Source organism: Bacillus sp. ok061 (assembly GCF_900108285.1).
Lineage (GTDB): Bacteria > Bacillota > Bacilli > Bacillales > Bacillaceae_G > Bacillus_A > Bacillus_A thuringiensis_S.
The window spans coordinates 67,087-84,687 of record NZ_FNUW01000007.1; the positions used below are offsets into that span (position 1 = coordinate 67,087).

Genomic DNA, 17,601 nt, shown 5'->3' on the forward strand with positions numbered 1-17,601 from the left:
TCTTTTAAGAATGATTATGTAAATATGAATGTCCTCCAGAGTACTTAACTGGAGGATATTTTTGTAGACTTCTAGATGTATTAACTACCAATAATTGATAATTATGTAAATAAGCTGTCCATATGGGCAGCTTATTTTATTTTTCAGCATAGCGTAGGTTATTTTGCAAAATGCTGGTGGTATCCCATCGCTATCAAGCTAAGAAAAAGAAATGCCCCCTCAAATGAAAAAACGCGCTATTCTTTCTGTAGAATCATAGGAAAGGATAACGTTTTTTTTCGTTTTATAGATAGTGCAAAACCTTAGTGTAACTTTAAAATAAAGTTTGATTATTTCTGGTTATATAACCATAGTATAGCAATGGACAAATCTTATAAGTTTTGTCCATTATTACTATATTTCCAATAAATTAATTCTGTATCTCTGTGATCCATTTGGAACCCTAATTTCACCAAAACATTTTCTGAATTGATATTATCAAGTTCACATCTGGCTGTGATATATTTGACCTCATCATGATTTGAGGCCCAGTTTAATAATTTTTGGGCAGCTTCAAAACAATAACCTTTGCGTCGTTGACTTTCATTAATAGCAAAGCCAATCTCAATCATACCGTCTAAATCGGGATTACCAAAAAATCCAATGCTGCCAACTATTTCTTTGGTATCTTTCGCCACAATGATCCAAGAGTCAAATCCTTTAGTTCCATTATTTTTAATCAGAAGTTCCCGAAAGTAGGGTAAAGCTTCAAAAAAATCTGCACCTGGCCACTCACCGTTGGTTTTGTATCCCATTGCTTTGATTGCCTGTATATCACGCTGGGCCGCAGCCTCAATTAGATTAAGATCAAGGGTTTTTAAAATCAGTCTATTAGTTTCAAGCTTCATATTAAGTTCACCTTTCTTTTAGATACTAGTTTCATGGAAAATCCTATAGAGGGGAGATAACGTGCCAACTGTTTCTCATATAGCTGTCAATGTTGCAATGAATTATAAATCGAATAATCTACTTCACCTGAAATATTCTCCAGCCCATTTTCATACAACTCAATAGCCATTAAGTTTTCCACAGAAGGCGGAAGATTTTTCTTGGACGCATAGATACCGAATTCAGTTGATGTACTAAATCCAAAGCGTTGATAATATTGATAATCTCCCTCAACAATAATTCCCTTATATCCCATTTTAGTTGCAAATTTAATACCTTCCTGCAACATATACTTACCAATACCCTGGCGTTGTTTATTAATTGCCACTGAAACAGGTGATAACATTAGTATTTCATTTTCAAATCTATTACTAATGGGAAGTTTTGAAAGCATAAAGTGTCCTATAATAATCCCTTCTTCCTCAACAACTAAATCAAGTTCAGGAATATAAAATGGTTTTTCTCTGATTTCCCTCACCAAAGCTTTTTCAGCTATTCCATTTGAATATTTAGTATTTTTGAATATCTCGTATACAAAGTCATCAATAAAACTATATTCTTCTTTTTTAACGACTCTTAACTTCATTAATTCACCTCTCTTGATGCCTTTTTAAGGTTATTATTAATAATTCTTTAAAAGTTGGAGAACCCCTGTTTCAACCGCCCTATATTTAAATAAAAAGGGCGTATACCGTATATTTTTTTGTTTTAGGGGCGTTATAAAATTCTTAAGTTGATGAATATAGTGTAGCGTCAGAAAAGTGCGGCTCTACATCGTTAAGGAAATTTCAATATTAAAAAGCCTAATTTCTCAATTTAATGCGAAGAAATTAGGCTTTTTACATTGCTCCATTAAAGCGCCAGCTAGGAAAAAAATAACGAACAAAAAACTATCATCTAATAGGAAAGACTAACCTCTGTCCATTAATGATAAATATTTATGTACAATAGCTTGAGAGAGGCATGTTGATGAGTCAATAATGGAAATATCATTGGATTTTTTATCTGTAATAACATTTAAATCTGTACATGCAATGATAGCGGTATCAATCGTTTCAGCTAATTCTGAATAGAGTTCATCCCATAATTGAAGGGACTCATCAATTTGGCCTTGTTTAATCTGTGCTATTATTTGATTCACACAGGTTTGCCAACGATCTTGATGTAAGAAATCATAACCTTCTCTCACTAAAGCATCTTGAAATATTCCAGACTGAACCGTTGGATTGGTGGCTAAAAGAGCTACCTTTTTTGAGTTTTTTGGTATTTCCTTTATTGTTTCATCAATCATGTTTAATACGGGAACTGAAACGGAGTTTTTAATTTAGTTAAAATAGATATGTGCCGTATTACATGGGATAGCAATAAAATCAACATCTGTTTTTTTAAGTCTACGAGCCGCTTTAATAATTGCCATTTATATGGACAACTCATCGGCATTCTCCTCTGTTCTTCTACGATGTTTCTTTCTGCTTGAAAAGAAAAAGCAGGAGCTGAGTGAATACAAAGCGATTTATATGATTAAAGATTACTTTCCGTTACTGTTTCAAGGGATAGCCGTTGGCACAGAAGAACTTTTAAAAATTCTGCATCGGAATTGTTCTAAAGGAAGAAATATCTGAAATATAATTGAGGGGAGTGAAATAATAATGGAAACTAGTACTTTTTTAGGGTTGTTCTGGGGGGGGGATGACGGTTATCGTATCGGGAATACTTTTCGTCCGTCCATCGGTGCTACGTGACTTAAAAAGATTAGTGGTTGAAGACAGAGGGTTTGGTATTATGTATGGTTTTCTATCGATTTTCCTAGGATTAGGTACTGTAATTCTACATAATGTATGGGGATTCAACTGGCAGGGATTCCTAACGGTTATTGCATGGCTTACATTATTAAAGGGAATTTACATAATTGCATATCCTGAACCCTCCAAGAAAACAGACTTTGAAGTAAGGATACTATCTACACGTATAGTACTCGCTATCATTGGTGCTTTGCCTTTATGGATGCTTATAGTAATCTATATAAAATAATCTTTTTTTAATAAATAAAAGAGCCTAATGTGAGAGAAAAGGCCTTTTCAAAAATTGCATATGAGGAAAATCAATGTCAATAGTTTAATGCCAATAAATTAGAATTAATTCTAGTTATTAAGTATTGAGAAATAAAAAATATTTAACGCAACAAATTGGTTAACTTTATGAGCTAACCAATTGTTACACAAAAGAAAATTAGGCCCTATAAGTAATAGATGTGTAACTTAAATTTACAGTTATAGTGTAAGCGAGATTGAAAATGTTATACGAAAGTAATTCTGTTTAAAAGTTTTATTTTGTCATAAATAAAAGAGCATTTAGCCCAGCCTAACTGCTCGATACAGAGGTAATAGTCTAGCTACATAGATATTATATGCTGAGCTATTGATTTTATTTGTGTAAAACACAAAAGAGCAGCTAACAAAACCTAGCCGCTCTAAACAGTGATGTGTCTCTAGATGTAGTTGTAGTATAAACAGAACGTTGAGTTTTATTCATGGGGAGATAGAAATGGGCTTGAAAATAGAATATAGTCCGGCTAGAAAACTAGAGGACACCAATTTTTAGAACTGCGATAAAATTGTTTTAAGAAATGGTGTTCTCTTTATTTTGAAAGGGGATTTAGGAAATGAAGGTATTAGAATAGAAATGTTTAAAAAACGCATAGATTGATAAAAAGTAAAGGGCGAATTCCTTATGAGAATAAGGAATATTATCATTTTTGTTACCATTTTCTTCTATCCTTATATATAATTAATTTGTATTTTATATATAAATTAGGAGGGAATTTATGACTACAAATAAGGACTACATTCGTTATATCCGGGGAAAAGTAGGGCATGATTTAATATTTCTTAATTTTGCTGGAGGTATTGTTTATAACGAACGAAATGAAATTCTTTTACAAAAACGGGGAGATAGAAATGAGTGGGGTCTACCAGGTGGTGCTATGGAACTTGGAGAATCTCTTGAAGAAACCGCTAAACGAGAAATATTTGAGGAGACAGGATTAAATGTTGAGGTTGAACATCTTATAGGTGTCTACTCTAAATATTCTGGTGAGTTTCCGAACGGAGATAAAGCTCAGACTATCACTCATTGTTTTCAATGTAAGCCAATTGGCGGAGAACTTACTGTAGATGGTATTGAGACTTTGGATTTAAAATACTTCCCAATAGACCAAATACCAAAATTATTCACAAAACTACACGAAGATGCCTTAGAAGATTGGCTTTCCAAAAGAAAAGGTGTATTTAGATAAAACACTTTCAAATTAATTATCCATAATCTTTAACTAACGCTTTAATTGAGTAAGAAAATAAAAACTTTTAACTTCCGCTAAAGATAATTATGTTAATGATTTAGTGCTGGCAGTCCTGTTAAGGACAAGAAGAGGAACGTATAAAAATAGAGTTGTAGAAATAGAAAGAGTGGATTCCATGTGAGAGAATAGGGATCCACTTTTTTTCTTGCAACTGATAAAGAGACACTATATCTGACTTACATAAATATCCTAGTTGTTCAAATTTGTCCTTGCTAATGGTACCATTAGCGTCATGGAGGGATATTATGTTTACTTTTAGATAATGCTTTAAGTTAAGTCTTTACAATTAAGCCCATTAAACGAAAGCCTTTAAATATAGAGCGTACAACTTTCATGAAGATGCGTCCTAAAAGAAATATTAAGTATGTATTATTTCTTTTCTTTAACTTCGTATTTAGCTTCAATAAAATTTAATAATTTACCTTTTGGATCATCATTTTCTTATATTCCCTTATCGTGTTGTATAATTGATTACGAGTTACTCTTTCTATTTTGATGTTCCTCTACTTTCTTATCATATACCTTAGAGAAGTCATCCTTGTTTTCTTTAGCTAATTGATAAACTGCTTCTTTCCACTGTTCTCTATCCATGCCTAACAGGTGGGGAGAACTATTCGCAATAACTACACTAACTTCTTTTACATCTTTACCTTTAGCTTCTAATATTGGTTTTGTACCTTTTCTTGCATCCTCTACCCCTTCTAAGATGAGTTTATGCGTGTCTTTATACTTATCAGGTACTTTTACGTTCTCCATTCGGTCTAAAGCTTCATCCAAAATACTTGCCGTTTTGAATACCTCTTTATACTTTTCATCACCTTTTAGTGCATAACCTAAACCTATTATTATGTCATCCTTATTAAAGTTAAAATCTAGTAATTGTTCATACATGTAACTTGGATACTGTTCCTCAGATATTGTAGTTTTCAACATTGCTTTACTAGTTTCTTCAGTCTTAGGAGTAGAATCTTTATCTCCTAGCCCACAACCGAACAATAATAGAACTGGCACTGTCAACGCTATGAGTTTCGTTGCTTTCATTATGTATTCCCCTTTTAGAAAGTATTGTAATTAATTAACATATTGTACCATAACATAAATTATGAATATTAGATATATAAATTCCCTATCTTTACCGTGGAATGCATTTATTGTAATAATGAAGAATATGATACACATGCTTGGAATTGAAAAAAATTTATAGCTCGTGAAATAAACATATACAAGGAAAAAGACATATTTATATTGTCCTCACCCTTACCGTCCATTTTGTCTAAAATATGGGTAGTCAAACCCACACATTAGTACACAATTGGAAACATAATCAGTATATTAAGAAAAAATGTGTGAATTATTTAAACAAAAAAGTGTTAGCAAGTTTGCAAACGAACTTGCTAACACTTATACAAAATAGACATAAATTATCGCTGATATGTCTTCCTCAATAATAGCCATAATCAATTAGAACACACTAGTACGAAACGCTCATAAAACTATTTTTAATATACATGACAATAGTATAAACTCTTTATTTTTTTTAATAATTTAGGGTTATATCCTTTCTGCATTAGCCGCTTTTAACCACGCTTCGTAGAATTCTATAACTGATGCATACCGTTCTGTCCGATTGTCACTTACAGCACGATGGGCTACCTCATATAATTCCTTACTTGCTTCCCATTTTATAAAAGAACGATCTTTTTCACCGCCTAAAAGTGAGAAAGCCATTGCTCCCATATTAAATACATTTGTTCTTTCATCAATTATAGCATTTAGTTCAAATTCTTCTGGTGACATAAAACGGGAGGAACCCCATAGCCGGCCCATTTTATTTATGTAAGGTTTCTTACTGTATAAATCTATATCACAAATTTTTGTTTCGTTTGTATTAAAATTATATAAAATACTACCGTCATAAAAATCTATCGCTACATAATTTTTCTTTTCTACATAAGTATGGAAAGAAAAAATGGAATGTAAGGAATGAATTCGTTCTATAGCAGATAAATGTCTAAATTTATAAAATGGTGAGTTTGGATTTTTATATTTTTCAGGAGATGGGAAACGCCAATGCGAATGAAGACATTCCCCATCAAACCAATCGAAAATTAATACATATCCAGATTGAACTGGAAAATGATCAATTAATCTTATGAGCGATTCATGCTTTAAATCTTCATAGATAGTAACTGAATTTTTTAGCCTTTTAATAGCATCACCCGCTGTTCCTTCATATGCAATTGTTTGTGCTCCTGCGTATTTGATAAATTTCTTATGCCCATCTTTTTCTACACCAAAACTTATATTACCTGAATCTTGCTGGTCAAAAACTGCAAATACGGTCCCTAATTTAATAAGCCAATCAAAATTATGATATTCTTTCAATTGGAATGTTACGTTATTTAACTGAATTTCCACGGAATTATCTTTCATAGATTACCTCACATTTAATATAATTAAGTTGTACATTCCACTATTTCGACATATTTTATGGAAATCCTATGCTAATAATATAAAATTTTATAAATATAATGATAAACACTTATAAAGAGGTGAATATAATGGACCAACAAATTGTTATTAAAGCATATCAAAAAGACTGGGTTGAAGAGTATATAAAAGAAAAAGAGAAATTCTGTTCCTTGTTAGGACAAGAGATAATCGCTGTTGAACATATAGGAAGTACTGCAGTAGAAGGATTAGGAGCTAAACCTCTTATTGATATGATGATTGGCGTAACAGACTTGCAAATTACTGAAAACTGGATTGAAGTTCTATCGGAAATTGGATATGAGTATGTTCCAAAAGATGCAACCAATTGGCGTTTTTTTAGAAAGGGAAAATGGAGAGCGGGTACTCATCATTTGCATGTTTATCATTATAATAGCGAAGAATGGAGAAACAATATTTTATTTCGGGACTTTCTAATAAGCCATGAATGGGCACGTAAAGAATATAGAGAATTAAAAGAGATGCTTGCTATTACATATGCTTTTGATCGTGTTTCATATACAAAGGCAAAAGCGCCATTTATTCAAAACATAATAAAGTTAGCTGAAAAAAATCAATAATAATTGTCAGTGATATTGAAATTCTCATTTTATTTTAATCTTTCTCTCATTTTACTTTCTTTTTTATTTGATAGACTGCTTGTTACAAAGTCTTTATTAGTAAGGAGATTAAATAAAATGGAGAAGATATTAAGAAATAAATATTTCCATGTGTTTGTTAAAATTATGGGCATTACTATTATTATTTGTAGTGTAGAGATGCTATTTATTAATGTTATATACGGCAATGTTCTGAATGTAAAATGGTTAAATAAAAAATTAGGCTCGTTTGGTGAATATGGGGCTATTATCGCTGCTTCACTATGGTTTTTACGCCGTATATGGTTGCTTTTAAAGAAGAAAAATATACAAGGATTTAAAAAAGTTAAAGAAGTGTATCTATTTGCAAAAAAATTTCATGTATTAATTGGATATGCTGTAATAGCTGTTACGATTACTCACGGTGTTTACTTTTTAATAAAAGGGAGTCGTCATATTTTACTCATATACAGTGGTATATTTTCTCTATTAGCCTTACTTGTACTAGGGATTGTTGGGTTTTATTTACAGCGAATAAACAAGAAAGAAACATTTATGATGTATAGAAGAGTGCATCAAATCATTGCAATTATATTTGGAATAGGATTATTTATTCATTTAATCGTCTAGGAGGAACTACCGTTGCAACACATTTTAATTATTGAGGATGAGGAAAGTTTAGCGGATTTTTTAGAATTAGAACTAAAATATGAAGGGTATAAAGTAGATATACAACTTGATGGAAGAAAAGGATTAAGCGCAGCACTTGAAAAGAATTACGATCTTATTTTGCTGGATTTAATGTTGCCTGGATTAAATGGGCTAGAGGTATGTCGTCGACTAAGAGCGACTAAAAATACACCTATTATTATGCTGACTGCTCGGGATAGTATTATGGACCGTGTGACAGGTTTAGATAGTGGAGCGGATGATTATATTCCGAAACCATTTGCAATTGAAGAACTGTTAGCGCGTATGAGAGTGATATTTAGAAGAGAAGAACATATTGAAAACAAGCAGGTTTCATTTCTTACATTCAAAGATTTGCAACTTCAGATTGAATCTCGAACTATAACTAAAGGAAATGAAGAAATTGAACTTACAAATAAAGAATTCGAGTTATTACTTATGTTTATGAAAAATATTAATCGCGTACTTACCCGTGATGTTTTACTGGACCAAGTATGGGGATATGATGCAATTGTTGAGACAAATATCGTTGATGTATATGTTCGTTATTTGCGAAACAAGTTACATAGTGTAGATAAGGAGGAATATATCCAAACAGTGCGTGGTGCGGGATATATAATGAAATGATAAAAAATATTATGTTTCGAATTCGAAATCTACCTATAAAGTGGAAACTAACACTTTGGTCCACTACATTAGTATTTATTTTATTCATCTTATATAGTGCTTTGCAGTTTATTGTAATAAATAAGTGGACTCTAGATTATGAACAGAAACAAATAAATAGGCAAGTGACGGAAATAGCGGCATATTTCCAAGATAAAAATGATACCCTTTCGAGTAAAACATTTGAAAATAGTAAAGATTTTCTAAACAATATGATTGATAAGCATCAAATGATTCGTATTATTGACATGAATGGGGAGCCGATTGTTACTGTTTCACGAGATTTTAATGAAACGTGGATAAAGCCGAAACAGGTTATAAAAGATGAGTCATTTATAAAAAGGCATTTAGAAGATCGAATATTAGTTAAGCGTATACCAATTAAAACGAAAGAGTTTATTGGCACTATTGAACTTACGAAAAACCTAGAGACATTTGATCATTTATTAAAAATTATTTTAGTGGTAATGGCTATTGCTGGGATATTCGGGTTGATATTTAGTTTTTTAGGCGGGATACTTATAACGAAGAAACTATTATCAAGTGTTCAAAATATAACAGATACGATGAAACGTATTAAAAAGAATGGACTAAATGAACGGGTTCCAGTACGAGAAAATAATGATGAACTTGCAAAATTATCATTTCTCTTTAACGAGATGATGGATGAGGTAGAAACTGCTTTTACACAACAGAAACAGTTTGTCGAAGATGCTTCTCATGAATTAAGAACACCGTTAACAATTATTCATGGGCACTTAGCGATGTTAAATCGATGGGGGAAAAGTGATCCAGCAGTATTAGATAAATCTCTTCAATCTAGTTTAAAGGAAGTAGATCGTTTAAATAAATTAGTTTCGGAATTGCTAGAACTATCAAGAGCTGAATCTGAACAATTGCATCCAATAGCAGCTGAGCCAGTCCATGTAAATAGCGTATTAAAACATGTTACACAAAACTTTGTAGTACTTCAAAGTGATTTCCAATTTGATATGAAATTTTGGGATGATGCAGCTTATGTGTCAATGCCATCATCTTACTTAGAACAAATTATTATTATCATAATGGATAATGCAGTTAAGTATACCAAAGAGGTTAATAAACATATTTGCATAGAATCCAGTTTACAATCAGGGAAAGTTAAAATTTGTGTAATAGATCATGGAGCGGGAATACCTGGATTAGATTTACCATTTGTTCTTAATCGCTTTTACCGTGTTGACAAAGCGAGAAGTCGAAAACAAGGTGGAAACGGACTAGGTTTGTCTATTGCCAAACGACTTGTAGAAAAATATAACGGAGCTATTCAAATAGAGAGTAAAGAAAATGAAGGAACAATTGTTACGATTACATTACCTTGTATAATAAAATAAGCAATCAAAGAAGGGATGCTTTTTGCATTCCTTCTTTTTTTACGATCAAATCATTTTGTTTATTTCGAAATTTCTAGTACATTAAAATTATTAAGGGGGAATAATAATGAAAGCTATCGTACATCAATATAAAACTGGATTTGACGGTGTAGAATATAAAATATCACCTGGGAGAGCACTTAATGATGGGGAAGTTAAAGTGAAATTAAAATCAGCAGGTTTAAATCATCGTGATTTATTTATTATGAATAATAGAAAAGAAATGCAATTACCTTTAATCTTAGGATCAGATGGTGCAGGTATTGTTAAGGAAATTGGAAATGGTGTTTCTGATAACATACTACATACAGAAGTTATTATTAATCCTAGTATTGGATGGGAACATGCTACTGAAGTACCGGAGTTACCGGAAGTGCTAGGTGGACCAAAAGATGGAACGTTTGCTGAATATGTAATTGTACCAGCTGAAAATGTAGTAGAAAAGCCGTCATATCTTACTTGGGAAGAATCAGGTGTTTTATCTTTATCCGCACTAACTGCATATAGAGCGCTTTTTACAAAAGGTAGATTGAAGTGCGGCGAACACGTTTTAATTCCGGGAATAGGCGGTGGTGTTGCTACATTTGCCATGTTATTCGCGAAAGCAATTGGCGCAAAAGTGAGTGTTACTTCAAGGGTAGAGAATAAAAGGGAACTTGCTGAGAAATATGGTGCAGATACTTCTTTTCATAGTGCTGGAAATTGGGAAGAGAGCTTACAAGGTGAAAAAGTAGATTTAATAATAGATAGTATAGGTCCGGCAACTTTTTTGAAATATTTTGATGTATTAAAACCAAATGGAAGAATCGTGAATTTTGGTGCAAGCTCAGGAGATAAAATTGAATTACCATTACGCGCGCTATTTTACAATCAAATTGATATTATGGGAACATCCATGGGTAGCGGTGAGGAATTTAATGAGATGATAAAGTTTATAGAAAAACATCAAATTAAACCAATTATTGATAAAGTTTACTCGTTAGAAGAAGCAATTCGAGCACTAAGCCGTATGGAACATGGAGAACAATTCGGAAATATTGTACTTCAAATGAATTAAAAAATATGATTTTGCAATTAGTATATTTAAATGAATATGTTATGTATCCCAAACATGAAAAAATACGAACAGCCTTATTATAAAGGCTTACCAGCTTTATACATAAATAGCGTATAAAATTTGTTTTATAATTGTCATATGATTAATAGTAAAATGAGAATTAGATGAAAAAAGTTTAAGCCTATTTTCATAATGGTATTGTATACTGTGTAAATCAAGAACACTTGTATGTAAGGAGAGAGTTTAATGAATTACACAGTATTTCAGTGGTTTAATAATTTTGCTGATTCATCCAAACTATTAGATACGTTAATGGTTGCTATTACAAATAGCGCTGCATACGTAGCCGTTCTATTTATGCTTATCTTATGGTTTAATAATGGAAAGAAAGAGAATGCAATTAGAAAACAATATACAGTTTTATATACGACGCTTTCGGTTATTTTTGCATTATTAGTAAATGTTCTTATACACGCAGTATATTACCATCCGCGTCCGTTCGTATCACATGATGTACATCAATTAGTACCACACGCAGCAGATTCATCATTCGTTAGTGATCATTCTGTACTTGTATTTTCAATCGCCTTCGTATTTATTCTTAGAAGAGAAAAACTGAAATATATCGCGCTATTATGGGCAGTGTTAGTCGGTATATCACGTATGTACGTAGGTGTTCATTACCCTTTAGATATACTTGGTGCAGCATTCTTAACACTTGTTACGAGCGTTTTAGTAATGCAAAGTACACGTATGTTTGAACCAATAGCGAAACTTGTATTCAAAATGTATGCATTAGTAGCGAGACGAATTCCTTTCTTAGCAAAATATAACCATATTGCATAATTTTCTTATAAAAAGTTCCCCTTTGGAAATCCAGAGGGGAACTTTTTATAGTAAATAAGAAAGGAGTTTAGAGTGCTATGCAATCAAGTTTTGGTGAAGTTAATATTCAGAAATTTCACGCACTGTATTTTAATTAAATAAAACAAAAACAAAAACAAAAAATAACAATAGTTAGTTTCGTATTGTTTTAAAGGAATTAAAAAGAAAACTTCGAAACATATAGTATCACAAACAAAAACTATAAATTTTCAATCGCATCTTCGTACGAATCCATTCCAAAAGAGAGGAGATAAGTATGCAGAAACTTCAAACGAATAAAGGCGCTCGATATATGATGATTGCTTTTATTATTTTGTTTCTTATTATGATTTTGCGTATATTCTATATTCAGGCAGTAGGAGTCGTGCATAATGTGAATGTAAAGGATCTCGCGAATGAACAACATAATAAAAAAGGTGTTTTAGAAGCGAATCGTGGTACTATCTATGACCAAACCGGAAAGGTGTTAGTACAAGATTCTACAACGTATCGAGTTGTTGTGAATTTAAAAGGAAAAGATAAAGTGAAAAATAAAGATGAAACCGCACAACAATTAGCCGATGCGCTTGAAATTGATAAAGAAGAAGTATTAAAAAACTTTCATGAAGGGCGTACGCAAGTTGAAATTGGGAAAATTGGTCGGAACTTATCTAGGGAAAAGAAGGAAAAAATTAATGATTTAAAAATACCAGGTGTATCTTTTATGTCGGAAAAAGCAAGAGTGTATCCGAATGAAGACTTTGCATCCTATATACTTGGTTTTGCTAGACCAGATGATAAAGGGAATACGGAAGGGAAGTTTGGGCTTGAAAAGAGTTTGGATAAATATTTGCGCTCTACAAACGGGAATATAGAATATGTGGGTACACGAAGGGGAATTCCGCTTACAAATGATATAGGTAAAGTAGAACCAGCTAAAAATGGGAATAATGTATATTTAACGCTTGATAAACAAATTAATAGTTTTTTAGAAGAAGCGATGAACAAAGCACAAGAGCATTATGATCCTTCTATGTTAATTGGCATTATTGCTGATCCAAAAACAGGAAAGGTTTTAGCGATGTCTAGTAAACCTAGTTACAATCCTAATGTAGGTGATATCGAATACTTTTTAAATGATCCGATTGCAAATGCATATGAACCAGGTTCAACAATGAAAGTTTTTACGTTAGCAGCTGCCATTAATGAAGGTGTATATAACGGAAAAGAATATTTTCAATCTGGAAAATATTCCGTTGGTTCATCTGATATAAAAGACCATAATGGTGGATTTGGATGGGGATCAATTACATTTGATGAAGGTTTTGAAAGGTCATCAAACGTAGCTTTTTCTATTTTAGAAGATCAGTTACTGAAACCAAATAAATTTAAGCAATATATGAATAAATTTGGATTCAATCAAAAAACAGGAATAGATTTACCTGGAGAAAGTAAAAATACTTTATTATTAAATACGCAAATTCAACAAGTTACAACTTCTTTCGGTCAAGGTTCTACAGTAACTCCGATTCAATTAATCCAAGCGGCTACTGCAATAGCAAATGACGGGAAAATGATGCAACCATATATCGTTGATAAAATTGTAAATCCAACAAACAAAGAAGTTATTATGGAAAATCAACCGAAAGAAATTGGAAATCCGATAAAAAAAGAAACAGCGGACAAGGTTAGAAGCTTAATGGAGCGTGTTATAACATCTTCAAAAGGAACTGGTACAATGTATAAAGTGGATGGTTATCCAATTGGAGGTAAGACCGGAACAGCACAAATCCCGAATCCTGAAAACGGCCGATATATGGAAGGGAAAGAGAATTACATTTTCTCCTTTTTAGGAATGGCTCCAATTGATGATCCGGAGTTAATCGTATACTTAGCTATTAAGCAGCCAAAGTTAAAAGGAGATGAGTATGGAGCTCAGCCTCTTGCTGAAATATTTAAACCTGTTATAAAAAACAGCCTTGAATATTTAAAAGTGAAACCTTATACAGAAAAACAAATAGCTGATGCAGCGAAACAATCTCAATTAAAAGTACAAAATTATGTAAATCAATCGATGGATACAATAGAGAAAAGTGTAGAAAAAGAGAAGCTACAGCCGGTAATTTTAGGAGAAGGAAAAATACTAAAACAATATCCACAGTCTGGCGAGGTAATGAGTGAAGGAGATCGTATATTTTTATTAGGAAATAACGCACATATGCCAAATGTAAAAGGTTGGTCCATGCGTGATGTTATGTATTTCTCTAAGCTTTTGAAATTAGATTTGAAAACTTCTGGTACGGGTTATGTAACGAGCCAAAGTATTGAAAAAGGACAAGGTTTACAAGAAGGAGATATACTAGAAATAGAATTAGAACCGCCGTTACAACCGTTAACAGAGGCGAATACGAATTAATTCAGGCATTTGGAAGGAGCTATATGAAAATGGCTCTTTCTTTAGAGTTGTAAGTAATTTCACGCACCGTAATTTTTAGAAAAAATAATAAATAAACAAATTAACAGTAGTACATTGTTAAATATCTGATTATTTTTTATTTACAGTTAAAATCAATTGTGATAATATGGAAAAAACCAAATGCAGTGAAGAGAATAGTAAATAAAATGAATTTTTCACAGAGAGCTCCATTTAGCTGAAAAGGAGTAAAAATTCTTTATTGAATCAAGCCTCTGAGCAGTACACCGGAACCTGTTATGAAGGGGGTGGTGTGACGGGAGCTCCCGTTATAGAGCTATGGTATAAGCATGAATTAGAATGCAGTACCTGATAAGGTTAGTATGGTGACATATTAACAAACTAGGGTGGCACCGCGATGATAAATCTCGTCCCTAAGATTAAAAGTCTTGGGGGTGGGATTTTTTTATTGTTGTAAAACAATTTGGAAAGCGGGGGCCAAAAATGAAAAACTTACTTAAAGATTGGAAATATCCTTTACTACTATTGTCCGGAGTTGGTATTGCGAATTTAGGGGCATGGGTTTACTTAATAGCACTGAATGTACTTGTCTATAATATGGGCGGCTCAGCTTTAGCTGTTGCTACTTTATATGTAATAAAACCATTAGCCACTTTATTTACAAACGCTTGGTCTGGGAGTATGATTGATCGTTTAAATAAACGGAAGTTAATGATTCACCTCGATATATATCGTGCGTTATTGATCGCTATTTTACCTTTTCTTCCGTCACTTTGGATTGTTTATGTATTCGTATTCTTTATAAGTATGGCCAGTGCAATTTATGAGCCAACTGCTATGACGTATATGACGAAATTAATTCCAGTAGAGCGAAGACAACGTTTCAACTCACTACGTAGTTTAATAGGATCTGGTGCATCACTAATTGGACCAGCAGTAGCGGGAGGATTATTAATTGCGGGTACACCAGAATTTGCTATATATATGAATGCTATAGCATTTCTCTTATCAGGATTAATTACATTACTTTTACCCAACCTTGATAAGAAAAAAGATTCGGATACAACTAGTAATACATTATCCCTTACAGTATTAAAAGAAGATTGGAGCACTGTTATAAATTTTAGTAGAAAACATGTGTATGTCGTATGTGTGTATTTCTTATTTCAAAGTATGTTCATAGTAGCAACTGCTACTGATTCACTTGAACTATCGTTTGCGAAAGAGGTATTACTACTAACAGATAGTGAATACGGTTTTCTAGTTAGTATAGCTGGTGCAGGCTATATATTAGGTGCCATAACAAATACAATCTTGTCAAAGAAATTAGCACCTTCATTTCTAATTGGAATAGGATCATTATTCATCTCAATTGGTTATTTAATTTATGCTTTTTCAAATGTATTTTTAATAGCTGCTATTGGATTCTTTATTTTATCTTTTTCGATGGCATATGCAAATACAGGATTTTATACATTTTACCAAAATAACATCCCTGTTCATATGATGGGACGGATCGGGAGTATATATGGGCTTATTATTGCGTTAGTAACAATTTTTATTACAATATTATCTGGTGTTGCGACTCAGTTCATTTCTATACAACTTGTAGTTATTGTAGGGTCATTAATAATGTTATTTATCACTATCGTATTGTGTGTGTTTACTTTATTCCCATCGCAATCTAAGTTGTATTCTACTGAATCAATAAAGTGAAACTTTAATCAGTGGGGGGTTTTGTTCATCCCCCGCTGATTATTAGCCCTCACCAATCGGGCTTTTACGGGCAGTTGATCCCCCACTTAACTTCTTTGCTTCCACTGAATTTTGAGGTGGGGGTCTTACTGCCTGTTAATGCGGGATAAATTCGAAATGAACTTTGTGTTCTCATTAACAATTTATCGTATTCAATAAGAGGGTTCTTTCCCCTTTATATGGAAAAATCAATAAGGGGAAAGAACAATATCGAAAGACAAGGGTGGTTGTCGTGATAAAAACAAAAGATGAAATTAATAAAATTGTAAAAGAAATACAAAAGAAAATAGATTTCTCTGGGGTAGTTTTAGTAAAAAAAGAAAAAGACTTAATCTATGAAAAAGCATTGGGTTACGCAAACCAAAGTGAATGTATCAACAATACGATACAAACAAGATTCGGCATTGCCTCAGGATGTAAAATTTTCACTGCAATTGGCATCTGTCAACTTGTTGAAAAAGGTTTTATTTCTTTTCATACAAAATTAAAAGATTGTCTAGAGATAAAATTTCCAAACTTCGATGAAGATATTACAATACATCAACTACTAACGCATAGCGCTGGTATACCAGATTATTTTGATGAAAGTATTATGGATAACTTCGAAAATCTTTGGAAACAAACACCTATGTATCTATTAAAGGGCTTAAAAGACTTTTTACCATTATTCCAAAACAGTAATATGATGTTTACACCTGGAAGTAAGTTTCACTACAACAATGCAGGTTTTATCATACTTGGATTAATAATAGAAGAACAGACGGGACTTAAATTTACGGAGTATATAGAAAAGAACATATTTAATCCAATTGGTATGAATGATTCTGGCTATTTTTCTTTAGATAGATTACCAAGACATACAGCACTAGGATATATAAAGGATGAAACTAACCAAAATTGGAGAACAAACACCTACTCTATACCAATAAAAGGAGGTGCTGATGGAGGTGCATATGTTACTGCAACAGATATGTTGAAATTTTGGGCGGCACTATTTAATAATGAAATTTTAGGAAAGGAATATACAAAGTTACTTTTAACTCCTCACATTCAAATAAATAATAAACAGTCTTACGGTTATGGAATATGGATTGAAACAAGAGAAAACAAAATATTCAAATATCATGTAATGGGATATGATCCAGGCGTCAGTTTTCGTTCGGCCGTATATCCAGAATTAGGAATTACTTTAGTTATTCCATCGAATAAAGGGGCAGGACCCGAAAAATTAATGACAGAAATAGAAAGAGCTCAGTAATTATGTGGATATTAAAGAAGAGATACGAAAACAATTTAAACGGGTTCATGACTGTTTCTGTTTTGAAAATATTTTAGTTGATGAAGAACCC

General features: G+C 32.4%; 14 protein-coding genes, 3 pseudogenes and 1 other annotated feature. Of the genes and pseudogenes, 12 read left to right on the plus strand and 5 right to left on the minus strand.

The genetic code is table 11. From position 1 onward, the window contains the following. Positions 1 to 371: 371 nt before the first annotated feature. From C4S65_RS11870 to C4S65_RS11880, 3 genes and pseudogenes are all read right to left on the minus strand, one after another. Positions 372 to 887: a GNAT family N-acetyltransferase gene (locus tag C4S65_RS11870; protein WP_103945237.1), complete on the minus strand. Its 516-nt coding sequence runs from the start codon at positions 885 to 887 to the stop codon at positions 372 to 374. Positions 888 to 973: 86 nt separating this feature from the next. Further along, complete coding sequence (locus C4S65_RS11875) at positions 974 to 1,513, minus strand: N-acetyltransferase (protein WP_086406225.1); 540 nt, start codon at positions 1,511 to 1,513, stop codon at positions 974 to 976. 324 nt (positions 1,514 to 1,837) lie between these two features. Beyond that, positions 1,838 to 2,341, minus strand: a pseudogene (locus tag C4S65_RS11880) (amino acid racemase); the annotation flags it as partial. Between C4S65_RS11880 and C4S65_RS11885 the strand changes: the two are divergent. The 3 genes and pseudogenes from C4S65_RS11885 to C4S65_RS11895 form a co-directional block, all read left to right on the plus strand. Continuing rightward, positions 2,339 to 2,519, plus strand: a pseudogene (locus tag C4S65_RS11885) (IS4 family transposase); the annotation flags it as partial. The pseudogenes C4S65_RS11880 and C4S65_RS11885 sit on opposite strands and share 3 nt — an antisense overlap. A gap of 57 nt (positions 2,520 to 2,576) precedes the next feature. Beyond that, positions 2,577 to 2,958, plus strand: a pseudogene (locus C4S65_RS11890) (hypothetical protein). Positions 2,959 to 3,751: 793 nt separating this feature from the next. Beyond that, positions 3,752 to 4,222 carry an NUDIX hydrolase gene (locus C4S65_RS11895; RefSeq protein ID WP_000210489.1) on the plus strand — a complete coding sequence of 157 codons (471 nt, stop codon included), beginning with the start codon at positions 3,752 to 3,754 and terminating at the stop codon, positions 4,220 to 4,222. Between the two features lie 534 nt (positions 4,223 to 4,756). On the opposite strand, the gene C4S65_RS11900 is transcribed toward C4S65_RS11895, so the two are convergent. After that, positions 4,757 to 5,326, minus strand: coding sequence for a hypothetical protein (locus C4S65_RS11900; protein ID WP_061667044.1), 570 nt, complete (start codon positions 5,324 to 5,326; stop codon positions 4,757 to 4,759). 510 nt (positions 5,327 to 5,836) lie between these two features. After that, positions 5,837 to 6,718: a serine/threonine protein kinase gene (locus tag C4S65_RS11910; protein ID WP_061667045.1), complete on the minus strand. Its 882-nt coding sequence runs from the start codon at positions 6,716 to 6,718 to the stop codon at positions 5,837 to 5,839. 128 nt (positions 6,719 to 6,846) lie between these two features. Here C4S65_RS11910 and C4S65_RS11915 point away from each other — a divergent pair, with 128 nt between their 5' ends. The 9 genes from C4S65_RS11915 (at position 6,847) to C4S65_RS11955 (ending at position 17,510) form a co-directional block, all read left to right on the plus strand. After that, positions 6,847 to 7,356 (plus strand): GrpB family protein, encoded by a 510-nt coding sequence (locus C4S65_RS11915; protein ID WP_086406226.1) that lies wholly within the window; start codon positions 6,847 to 6,849, stop codon positions 7,354 to 7,356. Positions 7,357 to 7,473: 117 nt separating this feature from the next. Further along, positions 7,474 to 8,004: a hypothetical protein gene (locus tag C4S65_RS11920; protein WP_086406227.1), complete on the plus strand. Its 531-nt coding sequence runs from the start codon at positions 7,474 to 7,476 to the stop codon at positions 8,002 to 8,004. A 12-nt stretch (positions 8,005 to 8,016) separates the two neighbouring features. Further along, on the plus strand, positions 8,017 to 8,691 hold the full coding sequence (locus tag C4S65_RS11925; RefSeq protein WP_086406228.1) for a response regulator transcription factor: 675 nt from the start codon (positions 8,017 to 8,019) through the stop codon (positions 8,689 to 8,691). Next, positions 8,688 to 10,103 carry a HAMP domain-containing histidine kinase gene (locus C4S65_RS11930; RefSeq protein ID WP_086406229.1) on the plus strand — a complete coding sequence of 472 codons (1,416 nt, stop codon included), beginning with the start codon at positions 8,688 to 8,690 and terminating at the stop codon, positions 10,101 to 10,103. Before C4S65_RS11925 ends, C4S65_RS11930 begins: the two co-directional genes overlap by 4 nt. 106 nt (positions 10,104 to 10,209) lie before the next feature. After that, entirely contained in the window at positions 10,210 to 11,199 is a 990-nt protein-coding gene (locus tag C4S65_RS11935) for a zinc-binding dehydrogenase (RefSeq protein WP_086406230.1), read from the plus strand. A 246-nt stretch (positions 11,200 to 11,445) separates the two neighbouring features. Continuing rightward, positions 11,446 to 12,045 (plus strand): undecaprenyl-diphosphatase, encoded by a 600-nt coding sequence (locus tag C4S65_RS11940; RefSeq protein ID WP_001110131.1) that lies wholly within the window; start codon positions 11,446 to 11,448, stop codon positions 12,043 to 12,045. 295 nt (positions 12,046 to 12,340) lie between these two features. Continuing rightward, on the plus strand, positions 12,341 to 14,479 hold the full coding sequence (locus tag C4S65_RS11945) for a penicillin-binding protein (protein ID WP_086406231.1): 2,139 nt from the start codon (positions 12,341 to 12,343) through the stop codon (positions 14,477 to 14,479). 176 nt (positions 14,480 to 14,655) lie between these two features. Continuing rightward, positions 14,656 to 14,915 (plus strand) — a binding site (T-box leader). 65 nt (positions 14,916 to 14,980) lie between these two features. Continuing rightward, positions 14,981 to 16,213 carry an MFS transporter gene (locus tag C4S65_RS11950; RefSeq protein ID WP_103945238.1) on the plus strand — a complete coding sequence of 411 codons (1,233 nt, stop codon included), beginning with the start codon at positions 14,981 to 14,983 and terminating at the stop codon, positions 16,211 to 16,213. A 271-nt stretch (positions 16,214 to 16,484) separates the two neighbouring features. Continuing rightward, positions 16,485 to 17,510 carry a serine hydrolase gene (locus tag C4S65_RS11955; RefSeq protein WP_103945239.1) on the plus strand — a complete coding sequence of 342 codons (1,026 nt, stop codon included), beginning with the start codon at positions 16,485 to 16,487 and terminating at the stop codon, positions 17,508 to 17,510. The last annotated feature ends 91 nt before the right edge of the window (positions 17,511 to 17,601 follow it).

Bases quoted from the DNA above. Each gene is read 5' to 3' on its own strand.
- C4S65_RS11870 (WP_103945237.1), bottom strand. From the start codon at position 887: ATGAAGCTTGAAACTAATAGACTGATTTTAAAAACCCTTGATCTTAAT.
- C4S65_RS11875 (WP_086406225.1), bottom strand. From the start codon at position 1,513: ATGAAGTTAAGAGTCGTTAAAAAAGAAGAATATAGTTTTATTGATGAC.
- C4S65_RS11895 (WP_000210489.1), top strand. From the start codon at position 3,752: ATGACTACAAATAAGGACTACATTCGTTATATCCGGGGAAAAGTAGGG.
- C4S65_RS11900 (WP_061667044.1), bottom strand. From the start codon at position 5,326: ATGAAAGCAACGAAACTCATAGCGTTGACAGTGCCAGTTCTATTATTG.
- C4S65_RS11910 (WP_061667045.1), bottom strand. From the start codon at position 6,718: ATGAAAGATAATTCCGTGGAAATTCAGTTAAATAACGTAACATTCCAA.
- C4S65_RS11915 (WP_086406226.1), top strand. From the start codon at position 6,847: ATGGACCAACAAATTGTTATTAAAGCATATCAAAAAGACTGGGTTGAA.
- C4S65_RS11920 (WP_086406227.1), top strand. From the start codon at position 7,474: ATGGAGAAGATATTAAGAAATAAATATTTCCATGTGTTTGTTAAAATT.
- C4S65_RS11930 (WP_086406229.1), top strand. From the start codon at position 8,688: ATGATAAAAAATATTATGTTTCGAATTCGAAATCTACCTATAAAGTGG.
- C4S65_RS11935 (WP_086406230.1), top strand. From the start codon at position 10,210: ATGAAAGCTATCGTACATCAATATAAAACTGGATTTGACGGTGTAGAA.
- C4S65_RS11940 (WP_001110131.1), top strand. From the start codon at position 11,446: ATGAATTACACAGTATTTCAGTGGTTTAATAATTTTGCTGATTCATCC.
- C4S65_RS11945 (WP_086406231.1), top strand. From the start codon at position 12,341: ATGCAGAAACTTCAAACGAATAAAGGCGCTCGATATATGATGATTGCT.
- C4S65_RS11950 (WP_103945238.1), top strand. From the start codon at position 14,981: ATGAAAAACTTACTTAAAGATTGGAAATATCCTTTACTACTATTGTCC.